We start from the raw sequence: 20,385 nt of genomic DNA on the forward strand, positions 1-20,385 counted from the left end.
GAGAAGCTAAAGTTGGAAAAGCAGACTTTTCTTTTGTCTTTCAAACAAAGAGCAGCACAGATTGATGTTATTGATAGCAATAATTAACGTATCAAAGAGACAGGGGATAAATGGATTACGACTTTAAATTACATAGATAAACAAATAGGTTTGTGGTATAATAACACATAATGATTCATAACAAGGAAAAATAGAATACGTGCTTTTTCTTGTCTATGTAACACCAGTGGTGAAACGTACTGATAAGCTTCGGAATAAGAAAGGACAGAGATAATGAGACACGGTTTCGTAAAAGTAGCGGCTATTACACCGAATATAAAGGTAGCTGATTGTGAATATAACGTAAATGAAATAATCCATCAGATTGAAGAAGCAAAACAAAAAGGAGCAAAGGTAATAGTATGTCCAGAACTTTGTATTACTGGCTATACTTGTGAGGATTTGTTTTTACAAAATACCTTACTAACTGGAGCACTAGAAGGACTTAATAAACTAATCGATTTTAGTAAGGATATAGATGCACTAATCGCTGTTGGTATGCCTTTTTTAAAGGATGGCAAGTTATTTAATGTTGCAGCAGTACTTTATCAGGGAGAATTACTTGGTGTGGTACCAAAGAGATATATTCCAAACTATTCTGAATTCTATGAAGCACGTTATTTTGGTAATGGAAATGATATTGTCGAGTATGTTACTATAAATCATAAAAAAGTACCATTTGGCTGTAAATTAATCTTTTCTCATAAAGAAATCCCTAATTTAAAAGTTGGAATAGAAATCTGTGAAGATTTATGGGTGCCACAGCCACCGAGCGGTGGATTATGTCAGGCAGGTGCAACTGTAATTTTAAATTTGTCAGCAAGTAATGAGACTACCGGGAAAGATATTTATCGAAAAACTTTGGTGAGTAATCAATCTGCACGTTTGGTCTGTGGTTATCTTTATTCTAGCGCTGGAGAAGGGGAATCTACTACAGATTTGGTATTCTCAGGGCATAATATGATAGCGGAAAATGGAACAGTAATCGCTGAGTCAGAACGTTTTGTGAATGGAGTACTCGTTTCTGAGATTGACCTTGAAAAATTAATTTCGGAACGTAGAAGAATTTCAACTTATCTTGTAGAAGAGAAGAAAGAGTATACTTATTTAGAGTATGGAGAATATGCCACAGAAAATAAATCTACTTATGATTCCACGCTTAGTTTAACACGTTTTATTGATAAATCCCCATTCGTACCGACAAAGAGGGAAGAACGAGAAAAACGTTGTAATGAAATTATTCATATACAGGCGTTAGGACTAAAAAAACGTTTACAGCATACTGGATGTAACTCTGTTGTACTTGGTATCTCTGGAGGGCTTGATTCTACCTTGGCACTTTTGGTGACTAGAAGAGCTTTTGATATGTTAGAGCTTGATCCTAAGGGAATTGTAGCAGTAACAATGCCTTGTTTTGGAACAACAGATCGTACTTACCAAAATGCTATCCTATTAGTGCAGGAATTATCCGCTACGTTACGTGAGATCAGAATCAATGAGGCGGTAGAGCTTCATTTTAGGGATATTAATCATGATATTAATAAGCATGATGTCACTTTTGAGAATGGACAAGCAAGAGAACGTACTCAAGTTCTAATGGACATCGCAAATCAAGTGAATGGTTTTGTTGTTGGTACTGGAGATATGTCAGAGCTTGCCTTAGGGTGGGCAACTTATAATGGGGATCATATGTCGATGTATGGTGTCAATGCTTCCGTTCCTAAGACATTGGTTCGTTATCTGGTTGCATATTTTGCAGAAGATGCTAAGAGTAATACACTTAGAAATGTATTGAAGGATGTTTTAGATACCCCTGTCAGTCCAGAGCTTCTTCCTCCAAAAGACGGAGAAATAGTACAAAAAACAGAAGATGTAGTAGGTCCATATGAGTTACATGATTTCTTCTTGTATTATGTATTAAGATTTGGATTTACTCCATCAAAAATATATCGTCTGGCCGTATATGCATTTCATGGAGACTATACAAAGGAAACAATTTACCGCTGGTTAACGACATTTTATCGTAGATTTTTTCAACAACAATATAAACGCTCTTGTCTACCAGACGGACCTAAAGTTGGTTCCGTAGCAGTTTCTCCTCGCGGGGATCTTCGTATGCCAAGTGATGCTTCGGTTTCTTTGTGGATGAGAGACTTAGAAAGTATTTTAAGATAATCACATGCCCATTTAACAGGCATCTTGGCTAGTGCGAAATAAACCTGCTATTTATAATTATAACAAAAATCGGGTTGCTGCAATTACTTGCAACAACCCGATTTTAGGGAAAGAAAGTCAGGATAAGTACTCACATATGTATGAAAGCAAGATTAGGTAATCATTTTTTCGTATCCGCTTGCTTATCCACGGAGTGATCTACTGGTGTAATAAGCGCCTTTTCAAGAGTTTGCTCTACAGCATCTAATAGGAGAGTCTGTGTGTATTTGCTATCCTCTTCGATTTGAATAGAGGCAATATCGACATCATTACATAGCTGATCTGCAATGGATTTGATGGACGGTGCAACTAGTGGATACATCGTTGTTATGGCTTCATCGAGGTTAATCAACTGAACCGAATTAATGTGATTTTTATCAACAATAACTTCCAGATTTAGTGTACTGTCATTTAGGGCAACTACTGAGGTATAAACACCTGGTATGTACTTTGCAGTATCTTCGTTTGCTCCAGAATCCTTCTTGCCGGATCGAAACAAAGCCAGAAGTAATATTAGTAGTACAATGCCTAATACTGCAAAAATTGCTCCATATATTATCTGTTTAAGTTTAATTACAACTATTTTTGTATTTGACATCTGTTTTTCCTCCCAATTATGCTTTATACAGTTTATTAATCGATGATTAAAAATATGATAAGATTAAATAGAGAAACCATAGGTATCATGTTATGCATTATTTTAGTGTTATATTCTTTACTTTAGATATACTTTAATGTCATTTACTAAATGATAAAAATAGGTAGGAAAATTATAAGAAAATTATGTTAGACCAGAGGCAACGTTCATTCAGCAACTAAAACAGTGAAATGATTTTTTAAGAGTACTATTTCGTACGATGTACCAAAATATTAAATTGGAAAGGAGGATGAAGAATGTCACTTCAATTTGTAATAGGGGGTTCCGGTGCAGGAAAGTCCTATCAACTATACAAACAAGTAATTGAGAGTTCGCAAAAGGAGCCAAATGGGAAATTTCTAATACTAGTGCCGGAACAATTTACGCTCCAAACTCAAAAAGACTTGGTAACGATGCACCCAAGGAAGGGTATTCATAACATTGATATTCTTAGCTTCCTTCGTTTGGCGTATCGCATTTTTGAGGAAACTGGCGGGAATGATCGCTTGGTTCTTGAAGATACCGGGAAAAGTATGATTGTTAAGAAAGTGATGATGGAGAAGCGTAATGACCTGATTTTATTTGGTGCGAATGTAAAAAAGCAGGGATTTATAGAAGAGATGAAATCCATTATCTCCGAATTAGCCCAATATAGCATTCATACGGAAGAACTGGAAAAAATGAAGGATGTAGCCAAAGGAAAACCACTTCTTAATCATAAATTAACGGATATCATGACCATCTATCAAGCTTATGAAGAGTTCCTTCGGGATAAATATATTAACTCAGAGGAAATCTTAGATCTTCTCTGTGATGTTATTGATGATTCCTCTTTTGTAAATGACTGTGATATATGTTTGGATGGGTTTACAGGCTTTACACCATCGCAATATAAACTTCTTTCCCACTTAATGAAAAAGGCTAAGTCAGTTACAGTAACAATAACAATGGATGAAAGTCAAATTCATAGGAATCAGGAGGAACATCAATTATTTTACCTTAGTGGTAAGATGGTGGAAAAGCTTACGGACCTTGCAATTACGCAACGGATAGAGATAAAACCTCCGATTCTTGTTGCATCAGAAAATGGTGGGTTCTCTTATCGTTTTCATAATAGCAGGGCACTTTCAGCATTGGAAAAAAATATCTTTCGATATCCTTATAGATCGTTTACTGAGGAGCAAGATGATATATCAATTACGGTAGCAAAAGATCCAATGGCAGAGGCACGTCATGCAGTAATAGAGATTACAAAATTACTTCGTGAAGAACATTACCGTTATAAAGATATCGCTATCGTTTCTGGTGCTATGGAGGTTTATGGTGATATTGTAAAAAGAGAGTTAGAGCTAGCTGGTATACCTTGTTTTGTGGATCATAAGAAGAATATATTAACAAACCCCGTGGTGGAGTTTCTGCGTTCAGCACTTGATGTAGTGACTCGCAATTTTGATTATGAAGCAATTTTTCGTTTCTTAAAGTGTGGATTAACAGATTTTACGTTGGAAGAGATAGACCTATTTGAAAACTATGTCATAGCGTTTGGAATTCGAGGAAAATACCGCTATGAGCATGAATGGCAGAGGATGTACCGAACCAATTATGAGGTTGACTTAGAGAAAGTCAATTATGTGAGAGAGCGTATATTAAAAGAGTTTACACCACTTTATGAAACTTTAAAAGATAAGAATTCCTCGGTAAGGGAATGCATAACCGCTCTTTATGACTTATTGTGTACTTATCATATCGAAGAAAAGATTCATATATTTGTTGAAAAGTTTAAGGCGCATGGGGAGGAAGAAGATAAACTAAGAGCCAAAGAGTATGAGCAAATCTATCGGATGGTTCTTGAAATTTTTGACCGAATGGTAGAACTACTTGGAGAGGATGTATTACCATTAAAGGAATTTAAAGATATTCTTGATACGGGTTTTCGCGAAGCGAAAGTTGGTTTGATTCCTCCAAGTATTGATCAGATTCTGGTTGGTGATATCGAACGTACCAGACTAAAAGATATCAAAGCATTATTTTTCTTAGGGGTTAATGATGGTATTGTACCAAAAGCAAATCCTGGCGGTGGTATCTTATCCGATGCAGAGCGTCAATTATTTGCGGATAACGAAATTGAATTATCTCCTACGAAACGTCAAACTGCTTATCTTACCGAGTTTTATCTCTATCTTAATTTAACAAAGCCACAGAATAAGCTGTATCTTTATTACAGTAAATTAGATGTTTCAGGGAAGTCGATTCGTGCTTCTTATTTGCTTGGAAAGATAAATAAAATAGTTCCGAAGCTTAAGATTTATGATGCAGATAAAAAATCTAGAGAAGATGAACTGCTTGGTACGGATCAAGGATTAAGTTATCTAATTTCTATTCTTCGTGATTATGAAGGAGAACAACCTAATCTTTGGAGAGAAGTATATCACTTATACGCTAGTGGTCAAATCAAAGGAAGGATTTCCTTAGACAGGGTATTACAAGGGGTATTTTATCAAAACTACGAGCAAGGCTTAACCAAAGAAGTAGCAAGAAAGCTTTATGGAGAAACTTTACTTGGTAGTGTGACCCGTATGGAAAAGTATGCAGCATGTGCCTTTGCACATTTTCTTCAGTACGGTTTAAGTTTAGAGGAACGTCAGGAATATAAGATTTCCATGCCTGATATTGGAAGCTTGTTTCATGAGGCATTGGAACGGTTTTCTAAAGCTTTAAAAGAGTTAGGAATCTCATGGCATGAACTGCCAGAGGATGTTCGAATCTCATTAGGAGAACGATGTGTGAAAGAGGCAGTAGAGAATTTTGGAAATGGAATTTTAGAAAGTTCGAAACGAAGTGCTTATTTAGCAACCAGAGTCGAGAGGATATTGCAAAGGACAACGAAGACCTTAACGCATCAATTACAACAGGGAGTATTTGAACCTGGAAGCTATGAACAATATTTTTCTCATGCGGATCGATATCTAAACTTAAGAGGACGTATTGACCGAGTTGATTTATATGAACAGGATGGCAAGCTTTATGTTAAGGTCATTGATTATAAATCAGGTAGTACATCCTTCGACTTGATGAATTTATATTATGGTCTTCAATTACAGTTAGGTGTTTACTTAAGTGCTGCCATGGAACTAATGAAAGAGCAGTACCCAAATCATGAGATACATCCAGCAGGAGTATTTTATTATAATTTAGAGGATCCAATTGTTACAAAATCTAGCTTCGTAGAAGAGGAGATTGAGAAGAAGTTAGCAATGAATGGGCTTGTGAATGCATCTAAGGTTGTGGTACCGCTTCTTGATACTGGCTTTCGTGGGGAAGAGGGAGAATTGGCTCCTTCAACGAAGTCAACGGTAATCCCAGTAGAGACTGGGAAGGACGGAAGTTTTACGAAAAGATCTTCCATAGCAAAGGAGGAAGACCTTATTACATTGATGGACTATATCAAAGATCTGATGCATCGATTCAGTGAGCAAATCATGGAGGGAAAAGTTAGACATAATCCTTATAGGGCAAAGAATCGAAACGCCTGTACTTATTGTTCCTTCCAAACGGTTTGTGGATTTGACTGTAAAGTGAGTGGCTTTTCGTATCGTAATTTAAAGACTTTAAATAAAGAGGAAGTTTGGAACTTAATCAAAGAGGAGGATGAGTTTTTTGGCAAAGACGAGTTGGACACCGGGGCAACAGAAGGTAATTGATATCAGAGATTGCAACCTTTTAGTTTCTGCGGCTGCAGGTTCTGGAAAAACGGCTGTTTTGGTAGAGCGTATTATCAATCGGATTACGTCTGAAAACTCTCCGATTAATATTGATCAGTTACTCATTGTTACATTTACAAAAGCGGCAGCAGGAGAGATGAGGGAACGTATTGGTGCCGCGATTGAAAAGAAAGTATTGGAGCAGCCTGATAATGTTCACTTGCAAAAGCAGCTGACACTTTTATATAATGCTCAAATTACGACAATTGATAGTTTTTGTTTATCGGTAATTCGAAATCATTTTCATACCATTGACCTAGATCCTTCGTTTCGTATTGCAGACGAAGCGGAATTAACGTTATTAAAATCTGATGTATTAGCTACTTTATTAGAAGAAAAGTATGAGGAAGGTGCCGAAGATTTTTTAGAATTTGTAGAGTGTTATTCTGCTTCAAAATCAGATGAGCCAATTGAGAATTTTATATTAAAGCTATATCAATTTTCACAGAGTTATCCTTATCCGCATGAATGGGTGGAGGAGAGAGAAAGAGATTTTCTAGTTGAGACCGCAGAGGATATCAATCAAACTAGTTGGATGAAACAACTCCTTCAATATGTTAAGGCTTTACTTTGTGAGGCTTCTGATTTGTGTGCAAAAGCAATCGAGATTACAAACTATCCAGATGGACCAAGGCCTTATCTGGATGCATTATTATCAGATCAAGAGATGATAGAGAGATTACTTATCACTGAATCGGGTTCATTTCGTTCGTATGAAGAATATCAGAAGGCATTTTCTCAGATAACATTTGCAAGGTTATCCACGAAAAAATGGCCAGATGCAACCGAGGAAAGAAAAGAAGAAGTGAAAGCGCTACGTCAGATGGTAAAGAAGATACTTTCTGATTTATCCGAGGATTTCTTTTTTCAACCAATGGAGGACATGCTTTCTGATATGAAAAAAGTTCGCAGGCCTATGTTGGTATTATTATCACTTACTCATGAATTTTTAAGTCGACTAGATGCTTCAAAGGAAGAGAATAATCTAGTGGATTTTTCAGATATTGAACACTTTGCGCTTAATATCCTAGTTACAAAAGAGGATGGGAAACTTGTACCTACTAAGGTCGCAAGAGAGATGAGTGAACAGTTTGAAGAGATTATGATTGATGAATATCAAGATAGTAACTATGTTCAGGAATATATCTTAAGTAGTATCTCTAAGGTTTCGGAGGGGCGTCCGAATGTTTTTATGGTTGGAGATGTAAAGCAGAGTATTTATAAATTCCGTATGGCAAGGCCAGAACTATTTATGGAAAAATACGAACAGTATTCTACGGAGGAAGGGCTATATCGTCGTATTGATTTAAGTAAGAACTTTCGAAGCAGAGCGGAAGTGCTAGATAGTATTAATGGTGTCTTTGAAAAGATTATGACAAAGGCCATGGGAGGAATTGAATATACCAAAGAGGTTTCTCTTTATCCTGGTGCACAGTTTCCAGAGATAGAGATGGATTTAGACAATACCTCTTTCCTATCCTCGGATACAAAGACAGAGCTAATCATTCTAGATCGAAAAGAAGAGGAAAATCCTATGCCGGAGTCTACGGATCGATTGGATGTAATGTCGTTAGAAGAGGATGCGATAGAGCTTAGTAAACGAGAATTTGAAGCGAAGGCTGTTGCCATGCGAATAAAGCAGTTAGTGCATGGAGAGAGAGGATTCTTAGTAACGAAAAGAAAAGATGAGGAACAAGTACAAGAACGTTGTCAATACCGTGATATCGTTATTTTATTGCGTACGATGACTGGTTGGTCAGAAACCTTTACTGAAATATTAAAACAGGAAGGAATTCCAGCATATTCCGATACGCAGACAGGGTACTTTCAGACACTGGAAGTAAAAACTGTTTTAAATTATCTAAGAATACTGGATAATCCAAGGCAGGATGCTCCGTTAACCGCTATTCTTTATTCTCCAATCGTAGGATTAAGTGCAGAGCAATTATCGCTTTTAAGGGTTAAACGTACGAAAGAAGCTAAGAATCTATCGATATATGATGCTGCAAGAGAAATTGCTCTAGACTATACAGTTATACAAGGGGATGCGAATCAAGACTTTGTGGAAGTGGGAGAAAAATTAAATGTTGAGGAAGCAGGAGAAAAATTAAGTAGGTTTTTTACTTCTTTTGATAGACTCAGGGAAAAGGCCGTATACCTGCCGGTACATGAGATTATTTTAGAGTTTTTTAAAGAAACTGGATATGATCTCTTTGTCTTTGCTATGCCGGGAGGAGAGCAGCGTAGAAATAACTTAAATCTACTGGTTCAACATGCATTATCCTTTGAAGAAAGTAGTTACCATGGATTATTTCAATTTATCCGCTATATTGAAAGATTATTAAAATTTGAGATTGATTATGGGGAAGCCGGTGGACTTTCGGAGAATGACAACGCAGTTCGTATCATGAGTATCCACAAAAGTAAAGGCTTGGAGTTTCCGGTGGTAATACTTGCTGGGATGGGTAAACAATTTAATACGATGGATGCCAGGGAAAAGATTGTTCTTCATGCCGACTATGGAATTGGGCCAGAATGCATTGATTATCAGCTTAGAACAAAGTGTCCGACTTTGTTAAAACAGGTAATTAAAAAGAATATTATGCTTGATAACTTAGGGGAAGAATTAAGGGTTTTATATGTTGCATTAACGAGAGCCAAGGAAAAGCTAATCATGATTGGTAGTGCAAATGATGCAAATGATCTGTTTGAGAAATGGAGACAAGATTCTACACCTGGAGTTACTCCATTACGGTTTCAAACATTAGCTATGGCGAAAGACTATTTTTCTTTCGTTGGTCCAGTAGCACTTAGCGACGATAGAATTCGAGTCATCGCGCTTACTCCGAAAGATTTATTAGAGGATGAATATGAAAAACAGACGGATATTAGGAATAAACAAGAAGAATTAAATCCGTATAATTTTCTTCATGGCGCAGAGGAAGATTTAGATGGAGAGCAACCGGGAAAAGACCTTTTAACAAAACTATCCTTCCGATATCCGTATGAACAAGAGGCTCTGTTACCAATAAAAACTACGGTAAGTGAATTAAAAAAATTAAGCCAACAGGTAGATGAGGAAATGACAGAGACGTACCCTCAAGTTAAGGAGAAGTGGGCAGAGACATACCCTCGTTTAAAGGAAGAGTTGACAGAAACATACTTTCAAGTAAAGGAGGAAAGTCAAACTTTAATAGAACCTACAATACCTAAGTTTCTAAAAGAGGAAAAAGAACTCAGAGGGACGGAACGAGGGAATTTATATCACAAGATTTTGGAACTGATTGATTTTTCGGAAAAGAAAACAAAATTTGAGCTAAAGGAATTTATTTCTCAGTTAGCAAATCGTGGACTCATACAGGAAGAATCCATATCGAGTATTAATTTTGAGCGACTTTCACGGTTTTTCCAATCGGAACTCTATCATCGTATGCAGATTGCTTATAATAAAGGATGTCTCTATCGGGAGCAACCATTTGTAATCGGCATCCCAGCAAGTGAGGTAAGTGTGAAAGAACAAAGTTCTCTCACACAGAAGTTTGTGCCTACGTCGTCCTCGGAACATACTTCCAGCTTATTAAGCAGAAATCAAGATTTTTCACATGCGAATTTGTGCTGTTCCCCAAACTCGCAGGATTGCGACAGTGATGATTTCGTATTAATACAAGGTATCATTGATGTTTATTTTGAAGAAGAGGATGGAATTGTTTTAGTAGATTATAAAACAGATGCAGTGGGAGAATTCGGAGAAGAAGAACTCATAAGACGTTATCAAGAACAAATACATTATTATGAGAGGGCACTGAATCAGCTACTTGACAAAACGGTAAAGGAAAAGATAATTTATTCTTTTTCTCTAGGTAAGGAAATCAGAGTAGGATCAAAGTAAAGCCATAAGAAAAAGCCCAAAATTATGTTTATGGTAGGGTAAATTGGATATACTCCAAGAGGGTATTAGGTACCCGGTAATTAGTAATATGGGGAAAATATCACCTTAGGGGATTGACATTTTCCTTGTGTTGCAACACAATAAGGAGTATATTGTATGGGAAAAATAAGAAAACCAATTGATATGTCGAAAGTTAAACCAGAAGATATGTTGAAGTATGAGATTGCAAAAGAACTAGGACTCTTTGATCAAGTACTTCGTGAGGGCTGGGGGTCTTTGTCTGCAAAGGAAACAGGCCGTATCGGTGGTATCATGACAAGAAAAAGAAAAGCTATGGAAAAGCAAGTGAGTACAATCAAGGAAGAATAGAAAGGTTGACGTTTAAAATGCGAAGAAAGATGTTATTTATCTATAATCCAAATGCAGGTAGAGGTAGAATACGTACGAAGCTTTCACATATTCTAGAGATATTCTTAAGGACGGATTGTGAAATTGTAATATATCCTACTAGACAAAAAATGGATGCCAGAGAGATAGCAAAGGAATATGCAACCAAAAACGAATGTGATGCCATTATATGCTCTGGCGGGGATGGTACTTTGAATGAGGTAGTTGGAGGACTTATGGAAGTTGGTTGTTCGTTACCGGTTGGCTACATACCTTCCGGTACTACAAATGACTTTGGTTATAGTCTGAATATTCCAAAGAACATGGAGAAAGCTGCTGAAATTATTGTAAGAGGTGCTACCTTGTTATGTGATGTGGGGTCTATGAATAATTCATACTTTACTTACACAGCAGCGTTCGGATTATTTACTGATGTTTCTTATGATACACCACAAAATTTTAAAAATGTACTCGGACGAATGGCATACATTTTAAGTGGTATCAGTAAACTTCACAACGTTAAGTTTTACCATCTTCGCATTGAGCATGAGGACAAGGTGTTGGAGGATGATTTTATTTATGGGATGCTAGCGAATTCGAATTCGATCGGCGGTTTTCGAGGAATCACTGGTTCAAAAGTGTTGTTAAATGATGGACTATTTGAATTAATCTTGATTCGTAGGCCAAATAATCTGGTTGAATTAAGTGGTATCATCAATGATTTAGCACATAATGTGCTCACTGGAAAGAACATATATTATCATCGTGTTAACTCTGTTAAGATTATTTCAGAAAGTGATATGCCTTGGTCCTTAGATGGGGAATATGGTGGTACTACAACGGAAGCAAACATTGTAATACATAAGCAAGCCATACCTTATATCTGTGACCGTTCGGAATTGCTCGAATCAAAAGAAACGTTAGAAATTTTATAATTAGATATTTAAAACAAGACGCATAGAGAATTCTAACATGAAGAGATAACACTTTATGTTAAAATTTTTATGCGTCTTTTAGCTATAATTGAGCTTATAATAAGTAAACATCTCTAAGCTCTTCGTGTTTGATTAATTGAGATAACAAGGTACACTCCTAACAATAATACTTAAGATGGGTTCTTTGCTCCTAAACTCAGACTTTTAATACCAAGAAAGTTTTTTACCAATACCGTAATGCCACCAAGTAATATGGAATGATCTTTTAAATTGGAGGCAATCAACGGAATCTTATCAATTAGTTTGTTACTAACTTTTTTTGTAATCATATCAGCTAATTCCGGATAGGCATTGGTAAATGCACTATTAATTATGATAATTTCCGGGCTAATTGTATTTTGTAGGTTATTAACACAAACTGCCATGTAGTTTATAAAATGCTCCATCACTTCAACAGCCTTCGGTTCTTTTTTCTCATAGGAAAGCAACAAATCATCTAATGAAGCATCTTCACTGTATTCTTTTAATAGGGCACGTTCCGAAGCATATTGTTCGAGACAGCCTTGATTTCCACAAGGACAGGAGCGGCCATTCATTACTACAATGGTATGACCAAATTCACCAGCGTTTCCATGATATCCGGTGTATAATTGCTTATTTAAAATAATTCCTAGACCAACGCCAGAGTGTATGCTAAGGTTTGCAAGTGATGTATAAGTTTCTGGAAGATAAGCTTTTTCTCCAAGTGCAGAAAGATTTGCTTCATTCTCTAAAAATACAGGGACACCAAAATAGCTCCCAAATTGTTCTGAGAGGTTAATACCGTTTAAATTGTAATAAGGGGTAAATAATACCTCGTTTTGATGGACAACACCATGGATACCAATGGCAATACCAATGAGACCATAAGGTGTTTTTTCATATTCAGACTCCATAGATTGTATGAGATCAATTAAAACTGGTATTAAGTTTGATTCTGAAGGTGTCTTGATTTGTTTGACACTGCGCTGTTCCCCTTTTAGATCTGAAATCATACAGGATATTCTAGAAACTTCGATATCAACGCAAATAGCATAACCTGCTTTTTTATGAAAACTTAATAGAATTGGTTTACGACCAAGCACCGTATCATCGCTTCCGATTTCCACAACTAATTTATCATTAATAAAATCACTAACGATAGCAGAGATAGTGGCTTTGGTAAGTCCTAATTTTTTCGAGATAGCTGCACGAGAGATAGGCTCATTTTGTAAAATAGTTTCAAGCACTAGCTTACTATTAATATCTCGTATAAGTTCTTTACTACCTAAAACCATGATAGATTTTCGTCCTTTCTTTAATGTGTCAGATCTTTAGGTTTCTATAAAGGAAACCGTAAGAATCTCTCTTGACACTCGTTTTGTATATTGTTATGATTATACCATAATTACATTGTTTAGTAAATAAACAATATAATCTTACGGAAGAACATCTTCGTCTCAGTGGGTATTCAAGCACCCACTGAGTTGGCACGAAGCTGCTGTAAGGTTACGAGGAAGTAGCGAAGCGGATTCCGAGTACGCTTGGCATAGCTAAACGAAATAAGATAGAGTGATATGGGAGGTAGCAGATGTATTATATTGGTGTTGATTTGGGAACTTCTTCTGTGAAGCTTGTTTTAATGAAGGATAATGGTGAAATTACAAAGGTGGTATCAAAAGAATATGATTTATTCTTCCCGAAAACTGGATGGTCGGAACAAAATCCAGTGGATTGGTATCGTCAGAGTGTTGCAGGAATTAAAGAATTAATCAGTGATGTAAAGAAAGAAGAAGTTGCAGGAATCAGTTTTGGTGGACAAATGCATGGTCTTGTCATCTTAGATAGTAGTGACGAAGTACTTAGACCTGCAATTCTTTGGAACGATGGCAGAACAGGTGAAGAATGCGACTACTTAAATAATGTGATTGGAAGAGAAAAAATCTCTCGCTATACAGCGAATATGGCGTTAACTGGTTTTACAGCTCCAAAGCTATTGTGGGTTAAGAAACATGAGCCTGAGATATTTAATCGCATAGCAAAAATTATGCTACCAAAGGATTATCTTGCATATTGTTTTACCGGAGTTCATTGTACTGATGTTTCAGATGCATCCGGTATGCTATTATTTGACGTAGAACATAAATGTTGGAGCGATGAGATGATTGAAATTGTAGGAATACAGAAAAATCAACTCGCAAAAATTTATGAAAGTTACGAAGTGGTGGGTACACTCACGAATACCGCTGCGGAAGAATTAGGACTTACTACCAATGTTAAGGTTATTGCAGGTGCTGGTGATAATGCAGCAGGAGCAATTGGTACAGGAACAATAGAACATGGTATGTGTAGTGTGTCTCTGGGAACTTCCGGGACAGTATTTATTGCGTCTGATAATTTTGCAGTCGATGAAAATAATGCACTTCACTCCTTTGCCCATGCAAACGGTAAATTCCACTTCCTTGGATGTATGCTTTGTGCAGCATCAGCAAATAAATGGTGGATGGAAGATGTATTAAGAACCAAAGAGTTTGCAAAGGAACAGCAAGAGATTAGTAAACTAGGGGAAAATGAGGTTTACTTCCTTCCATATCTTATGGGAGAGAGAACTCCACATAACGATCCATCTGCACGTGGTGCATTTATTGGGATGTCAATGAACACTACTAGAGGGGATATGACACTTGCAGTTTTAGAAGGTGTTACATTTGCACTTCGTGATGCAGTTGAAATCGCACGTTCCTTTGGTGTTAAAGTAGAGCGTGTCAGATTAATCGGTGGTGGAGCAAAGAGTGACCTCTGGTGTAAATTAGTAGCCAATATCTTAGATGTAACAGTAGAAAAATTAGCTTGTGAAGAAGGACCAGGATATGGTGCAGCAATGCTAGCAGCAGTTGGCTGTGGCGCTTTTGCATCAGTATCTGAGGCAGCAGATAAGTTAATTCGTGTTACTGACACCATTCGTCAGGAACCGGATTTAGTAGAGAAGTATAATAAGAAATATGAGGTATTCCGTGAATTGTATCCAGCACTAAAACCAGTTTATCGGATGCTGTAGATTTAGAACATTTATAAAAGAAGACATATGCTATATTACATTTTCTAGAATACATTGAAGCAACAATGGAATAATGATATAATAGGGGCTGTTGTAAAGTTTGGTATGAAATTTTGGTACCAAGTTACATCAGTCCTTATTTCATCATATTAGTGAAATCTTCCGCTTTTAGGGGATAGGACTGCTAGGTTTGGTAGGAGTTAACCTCCTAACGAAACACTTTAAATGGCAATAAGCCTATGAATAAGTAGCAATAGCGGATTTAGAATATTCGCTTTGACTAGGAGGAGAACAAGAATGCAGGCATATACAGGTTTTGCTGATGTTTATGATACATTTATGGATAATGTTCCTTATGAGGAATGGTCAGAATATCTTGCTGGTTTATTAAAAGAGTACGGAGTGAAGGATGGTTTAGTACTAGAGCTCGGGTGCGGTACTGGAAGTATAACCAGAAGATTATTTGAGCGTGGATATGACATGATTGGAATTGATTTATCAGAAGACATGTTAGATATCGCAAGAGAAAAAGATATGGATGCAGGATATTCCTTTGATGATATTTTATATCTTAATCAGGATATGAGAGAATTTGAGCTATACGGAACTGTTGCCGCTGTGGTTAGTATTTGTGATAGTATGAACTATATTACAAAACCAGAGGAGCTTAAGCAAGTTTTTCGCTTAGTGAATAACTATTTAGATCCACAAGGAATATTTATTTTTGATATGAACACAATTCATAAATACAGAGATATCCTTGGAGAAACAACGATTGCAGAAAATCGTGAGGATTGTAGTTTTATTTGGGAAAATTATTATCATGAAAAAGATGCAATTAATCAATACGATATTACAATCTATAAAAAGACGGAGATTGAGCTTGAGGATGATGAGATAGAAACAACAAATCTTTACCAAAGATGGGAGGAGACCCATTATCAAAGAGCTTATGAACTAGACGAAATTAAAGCATTATTAATAGAAGCAGGAATGGAATATGTGACTGCATACGATGCGATGACTAAGAATGCGCCAACTGAGGAAAGTGAACGTATTTATATCATTGCACGAGAGAAACAACAAGAGAATAAATTTTATTTATAATAAACAGTAATTGAGTGAAGTGTGAGAATAAAAGACAAGTTTCACACAGCCTACTCTGAGCAGGTATGTTTTCAAGTATGTAACAATGCAGAAACAAATCAATCCTTTGGAGTGTGAATCCTGAGAAAAAGTAGATTCACAATTTAAAAGTATTAGAAATAAGCAGCGAAGAAATGAGGAAAATGATGAACGATTATATAATACGTGCCACTGCAGCAGATAGCCAGATACGAGCATTCGCCTGTATTTCAACAGAAATCGTTGAAACTGCAAGACAAGCCCACAACACAAGTCCAGTTGTAACTGCAGCACTTGGAAGATTACTAACTGCTGGAGCCATGATGGGCAGTATGATGAAGGGAGAAAAGGATCTTTTAACATTAAAAATTGCTTGTAGTGGACCAATCGGAGGTTTAACTGTTACTGCAGATTCTGAAGCAAATGTGAAAGGTTATGCTAATCAAAATGTTGTAAATCTCCCTCCTAGTCCTAAGGGTAAATTAGATGTTGGTAAGGCACTTGATATCGGCGTTCTTAGTGTGATTAAGGATATGGGACTCAAGGAACCATATGTTGGACAAACGGATTTAGTGACAGGTGAGATTGCAGAAGATTTAACCTATTATTTTGCAACCTCAGAGCAGGTTCCATCCTCTGTAGCACTTGGAGTATTGATGAATCGTGACAATACAGTACGTTGTGCAGGTGGATTTATTATTCAGTTATTACCATTTGCAGAGGAAGAAGTAATAGAAAAATTAGAAAAAAAGATTGGAGAAATTACTTCAGTCACTTCGATGTTAGACAAAGGCATGACACCGGAAGAAATCTTACAGGAGTTACTTGGTGAATTTGGTCTTACTATCTTTGATAAGGTGCCAACTAAGTTTACTTGCAACTGTACAAAAGAGCGTGTAGAGAAGGCTATTGTAAGCATCGGAAAGAAAGATTTACAAGAGATGATAGACGATGGAAAGCCAATTGAAGTAAATTGTCATTTTTGTAATACGAATTATGAGTTTTCAGTAGAGGAGTTAAAAGATATTATAAATAGAAGTAAAAGTGGCAATGAGGTTATGAGCAAGTAGAGTAAGCGGATTGCGAATATCGCCTTTGACAGTTTATTACCTTAATGATAGAAAAGTATGACGTTTGATATAAAAAACGAAGGGGAATGAGATGTTGTTATCTTACTCCTCTTCGTTTTCTTATTTCATGACATTGTTTCGATTTACCTCTATAATAAATAGCGGAATAGCTGAAATACAACAGAGGTAACATTATAAAGCATCTTCTTACCGGTTGAAATTTCTAGTGGAATGACATTTCCATTGGTTCCATAGGAGCCATCTTCGCGTACTGGAAGAGACTTATCCTGCATCGCATACATATAAGATTCTAATTGTTTGTTAAACTCAGTACCATGAACGACAAGCATAACCTCAGTATCCAGATAAGCACTTCGCATATCTACATTAAAGGAGCCAATCATTGATATGTCATCGTCAATTAAAACGGATTTATCGTGCATGGAGTGTTCTCCTTGAAATTCATAAATCTGCACGCCTGTTTTAATAACTTTTGGTTTATTGAAGGTGTAATCTGATGATGCCATGACATTATCGCCGCCAGCGGTAGAGTTAATGAGCATTCGAAAATCAGGTACCTTGTTACTGATTTCTTTCATATCCTTATACATAGTTGAGTCTAGGACAGCATATGGAGACTGAATATAAACACGTTTCTTGGCATTTTTCATAAGCTCCGCCATCTGATACCAGATATGAGGTTCTTTTGCCATGATATGAATGGGATTTGTGATTAAACTAATTTTATTTGTTGGAACAGTTAATGGTACATAATCAACTTCGGTAAAAAGCTGTGGTTGGGATTTTTTTAAGTCCTGATAGATAGAACCTAGAGTTTCATAAGCCTGTGAAACCTTATTTTTCTTATACATTGGAACTCGGTCAAATACTGGTTTACTCATCTTATCATTCCAAATTGTTTCGAAATAACTCCATACTTGCGATAAAACGCTTTCATCCTTTTTACTTGTGCCGGCTGCGGTATTATAAACGAGGATATCTCTATCGTAGCTTAAGACATCAGTATTATACTCTCCAAGAAAATAATTGGAGATGTTTCTGCCTCCGAGGAGCAACAAAGAATCATCTATAATAAAGTATTTATCATGTAGTCTGCCATTTGCTGTCCATGGTTTTAATAAGTTAAGCATATTATAATAGCGAATTTCAACATTTTCATGTGTTCCAAGCGCATAATAAATTGGATCAGACCCCATATCGATATAACCCGTAATACCATCCACAAGAATTTGAACTGTAACACCACGATTAGCAGCATCTAAGAGTACACTAGCAATTTCCTTACAGCTGCGGTCATGTTTAATGGAAAAAGAAGAAATTGCAATCTTTTCTTTGGCTTGATTTATCATATGTATACGAACATCAAGCGCGTCTTGACTAGTTTCCACAACAGCAGCACGATCTACCGATATGGTATCACTATAAAAATCATTTAAATTAAAACTATGTTTAAATTCCTCACTAACTTCAGGTGGATTTGCGAAGGGAATGGTAGCACTGATGATAACATAAACTAGATAGAATATCAGGACGGATAAAATACTGTATCGTATTTTCTTTTTTCGGGATAGATTTTTGAATTTCTGCATAATAACCTCTATTCTAGCGCCGTAGCGCCTATCTATAGCATTAACAACTATGTGTTTCAGTATATATATAGTACCTACTATAAAATATTGAAATATATTCTAAATCATTCATACATTGAATAAGGAGTCAAATTATTCTAAAAGAAAAGTTCGCGAATCGTACTTCTTCTTATTTCTAATGAATTTAAGTTGACATAACAGTACCATTATAGGGAGGTACATAATAAAATACAATTAAAATTCGATAAAAAATTCTATGTAGCTATATTCTTTTGGAAATTAGTTAATATTTACCATAAGATGCCGATATAAATAATATAACCTTACTGAAGATGTCCCTCATTTCTAAGCGGAGCGAAAGCGGGTCAACATCTTCATCTCAGTAGGTGTTTGTTCAAGCACCCACTGAGATAGCAGCGGAGCCACTGAAAGGTCGAGGTAGTAAAGCGGATTCTGAGATCTGCATTTACATTAAATTTTATCAGAAATTAATACAGAGAAAGAAAGGTGTTATAAATGAACATAGGTGCTATGCAAGGTCGTTCCTATTCTTCATCACTTGCTTTTGGGCAGAATCAGTATACAAAAAGCTTAGGAATACAAGAAGATAGCAAGAAAAATGAAGAAAGAAACAGCATTAATGCAGCAGACTTAAGTTTTAATAAGCAAGGGGATTCCTTTTTAGAGTCTTTAAGAGACCAATATAAAGGGTATCAGGAAGAATTAAATTCATTGAGTGCGGATGAAGAAATGACTCCGGAAGAAAAACTAGCAAAAAGAAAAGAAATACAAGAACAAATCAATGATGTAAAAAATCAAATAGCTGTAAGGCAGCAGCAATTACAGCAGCAAGAAAAAGAAAATGCCCAAAAGGAGATCGAAAAGAGGCAGAGAGAATCTGTAACTAATAATAATGATATTACAGAGGAGGAATACAGAAATAAGTTGCATCAGAATTTTCTTACAGAGGCATCGAATGTTATGTCGCAGGTTCGTGTACATAACCGATTAAAAGTAAAAACAGAAGGAGAACTAAGAGTCGCTTCCATAGAAATGAAATCATCCATGGCTATGTCTGGTGGAGTTAGCAAGAGCCTTTCTAATAATGTCTCCGAATCGAAACAAAGAATATCTCAGATTGAATTAAAATTTAGTGAGAAACTAGGAAAATTAAATAAACTTGTGAACGATCAAAAAGAAGAGTTAAAGAATCAGGGGAAAGATTCTAAAAATATTATTACTTTAGAAGAGAAACTAGAAAAAACAAAAGTAACAAAAACACACACGGAAAGTAATAATTCTGAGATGATAGAGAAAGAAGAGAATCAAAAAGTAGAGAAACAAAAAGAAGAGAAACAAAAAGAAGAGAAACAAAAAGACATGGATAATAGATATGATAAACATGTAAATGTTCTTATATAAGAATATAGAATAGAATGATATTAGAAAATAAGTAATATTAAAACATTTCATTTTAAGAGTATAGAATAATAAGTGAAAAGAGAAGAGAGAAAAGAGAAAAGAAAAAAGAAGAGAAAAAAAGAAATAAGAAAAAAAGAAAAAAAGAATAAAAGAAAAAGAGAAGTGCATCTACAAAATGTTAGATATTATTTTGTCTAACATTTAGGGTGCACTTCTCTTC

General features: G+C 36.0%; 12 protein-coding genes. 9 read left to right on the forward strand and 3 right to left on the reverse strand.

Features of this window, described 5'->3' with window-relative positions:
- The first annotated feature begins 273 nt into the window (after positions 1-273).
- Positions 274-2,214 (forward strand): NAD(+) synthase, encoded by a 1,941-nt coding sequence (locus tag RTP52_RS13970; protein WP_312102770.1) that lies wholly within the window; start codon positions 274-276, stop codon positions 2,212-2,214.
- Between the two features lie 160 nt (positions 2,215-2,374).
- Here the strand turns inward: RTP52_RS13970 and RTP52_RS13975 are convergent, their stop codons facing one another.
- Positions 2,375-2,851 (reverse strand): hypothetical protein, encoded by a 477-nt coding sequence (locus RTP52_RS13975; protein ID WP_312102767.1) that lies wholly within the window; start codon positions 2,849-2,851, stop codon positions 2,375-2,377.
- A 296-nt stretch (positions 2,852-3,147) separates the two neighbouring features.
- On the opposite strand from RTP52_RS13975, the gene addB reads away from it, so the two are divergent.
- The 4 genes from addB (at position 3,148) to RTP52_RS13995 (ending at position 11,862) form a co-directional block, all read left to right on the forward strand.
- Positions 3,148-6,591, forward strand: coding sequence for a helicase-exonuclease AddAB subunit AddB (addB, locus tag RTP52_RS13980; protein ID WP_312102764.1), 3,444 nt, complete (start codon positions 3,148-3,150; stop codon positions 6,589-6,591).
- Positions 6,548-10,540 carry a helicase-exonuclease AddAB subunit AddA gene (gene addA / locus RTP52_RS13985; RefSeq protein WP_312102762.1) on the forward strand — a complete coding sequence of 1,331 codons (3,993 nt, stop codon included), beginning with the start codon at positions 6,548-6,550 and terminating at the stop codon, positions 10,538-10,540. Before addB ends, addA begins: the two co-directional genes overlap by 44 nt.
- Positions 10,541-10,696: 156 nt before the next feature.
- A complete protein-coding gene (locus RTP52_RS13990; RefSeq protein WP_312102759.1) occupies positions 10,697-10,909 on the forward strand; it encodes a small, acid-soluble spore protein, alpha/beta type in 213 nt (70 codons plus the stop codon).
- A 5-nt stretch (positions 10,910-10,914) separates the two neighbouring features.
- Entirely contained in the window at positions 10,915-11,862 is a 948-nt protein-coding gene (locus tag RTP52_RS13995) for a diacylglycerol/lipid kinase family protein (protein ID WP_312102757.1), read from the forward strand.
- 170 nt (positions 11,863-12,032) lie between these two features.
- Here RTP52_RS13995 and RTP52_RS14000 read toward each other — a convergent pair whose 3' ends face one another.
- Positions 12,033-13,178: an ROK family transcriptional regulator gene (locus RTP52_RS14000; protein WP_312102755.1), complete on the reverse strand. Its 1,146-nt coding sequence runs from the start codon at positions 13,176-13,178 to the stop codon at positions 12,033-12,035.
- A 293-nt stretch (positions 13,179-13,471) separates the two neighbouring features.
- Here RTP52_RS14000 and xylB point away from each other — a divergent pair, with 293 nt between their 5' ends.
- The 3 genes from xylB to hslO all read left to right on the forward strand — a co-directional run bounded on the left by xylB (position 13,472) and on the right by hslO (position 17,133).
- Complete coding sequence (xylB, locus tag RTP52_RS14005; RefSeq protein WP_312102753.1) at positions 13,472-14,938, forward strand: xylulokinase; 1,467 nt, start codon at positions 13,472-13,474, stop codon at positions 14,936-14,938.
- A gap of 297 nt (positions 14,939-15,235) precedes the next feature.
- Positions 15,236-16,045: a class I SAM-dependent DNA methyltransferase gene (locus RTP52_RS14010; RefSeq protein ID WP_312372071.1), complete on the forward strand. Its 810-nt coding sequence runs from the start codon at positions 15,236-15,238 to the stop codon at positions 16,043-16,045.
- A gap of 185 nt (positions 16,046-16,230) precedes the next feature.
- Positions 16,231-17,133, forward strand: coding sequence for an Hsp33 family molecular chaperone HslO (gene hslO, locus RTP52_RS14015; RefSeq protein ID WP_312102748.1), 903 nt, complete (start codon positions 16,231-16,233; stop codon positions 17,131-17,133).
- 149 nt (positions 17,134-17,282) lie between these two features.
- Here hslO and RTP52_RS14020 read toward each other — a convergent pair whose 3' ends face one another.
- Positions 17,283-18,743, reverse strand: a complete 1,461-nt coding sequence (locus RTP52_RS14020; protein WP_312102746.1) for a phospholipase D family protein — start codon at positions 18,741-18,743, stop codon at positions 17,283-17,285.
- Positions 18,744-19,259: 516 nt separating this feature from the next.
- Here RTP52_RS14020 and RTP52_RS14025 point away from each other — a divergent pair.
- A complete protein-coding gene (locus tag RTP52_RS14025) occupies positions 19,260-20,165 on the forward strand; it encodes a FlxA-like family protein (RefSeq protein WP_312102743.1) in 906 nt (301 codons plus the stop codon).
- Positions 20,166-20,385 lie beyond the last annotated feature (220 nt).

Source organism: Lachnoclostridium sp. (assembly GCF_031997925.1).
In the GTDB taxonomy this organism is placed as follows: domain Bacteria; phylum Bacillota; class Clostridia; order Lachnospirales; family Lachnospiraceae; genus Lachnoclostridium.

Excerpts from the sequence above, each read along its gene's own strand:
- RTP52_RS13970 (WP_312102770.1), top strand. The coding sequence starts at position 274 with ATGAGACACGGTTTCGTAAAAGTAGCGGCTATTACACCGAATATAAAG.
- RTP52_RS14025 (WP_312102743.1), top strand. The coding sequence starts at position 19,260 with ATGAACATAGGTGCTATGCAAGGTCGTTCCTATTCTTCATCACTTGCT.
- RTP52_RS13990 (WP_312102759.1), top strand. The coding sequence starts at position 10,697 with ATGGGAAAAATAAGAAAACCAATTGATATGTCGAAAGTTAAACCAGAA.
- hslO (WP_312102748.1), top strand. The coding sequence starts at position 16,231 with ATGAACGATTATATAATACGTGCCACTGCAGCAGATAGCCAGATACGA.
- RTP52_RS14010 (WP_312372071.1), top strand. The coding sequence starts at position 15,236 with ATGCAGGCATATACAGGTTTTGCTGATGTTTATGATACATTTATGGAT.
- RTP52_RS14000 (WP_312102755.1), bottom strand. The coding sequence starts at position 13,178 with ATGGTTTTAGGTAGTAAAGAACTTATACGAGATATTAATAGTAAGCTA.
- RTP52_RS14020 (WP_312102746.1), bottom strand. The coding sequence starts at position 18,743 with ATGCAGAAATTCAAAAATCTATCCCGAAAAAAGAAAATACGATACAGT.
- RTP52_RS13975 (WP_312102767.1), bottom strand. The coding sequence starts at position 2,851 with ATGTCAAATACAAAAATAGTTGTAATTAAACTTAAACAGATAATATAT.
- addB (WP_312102764.1), top strand. The coding sequence starts at position 3,148 with ATGTCACTTCAATTTGTAATAGGGGGTTCCGGTGCAGGAAAGTCCTAT.
- xylB (WP_312102753.1), top strand. The coding sequence starts at position 13,472 with ATGTATTATATTGGTGTTGATTTGGGAACTTCTTCTGTGAAGCTTGTT.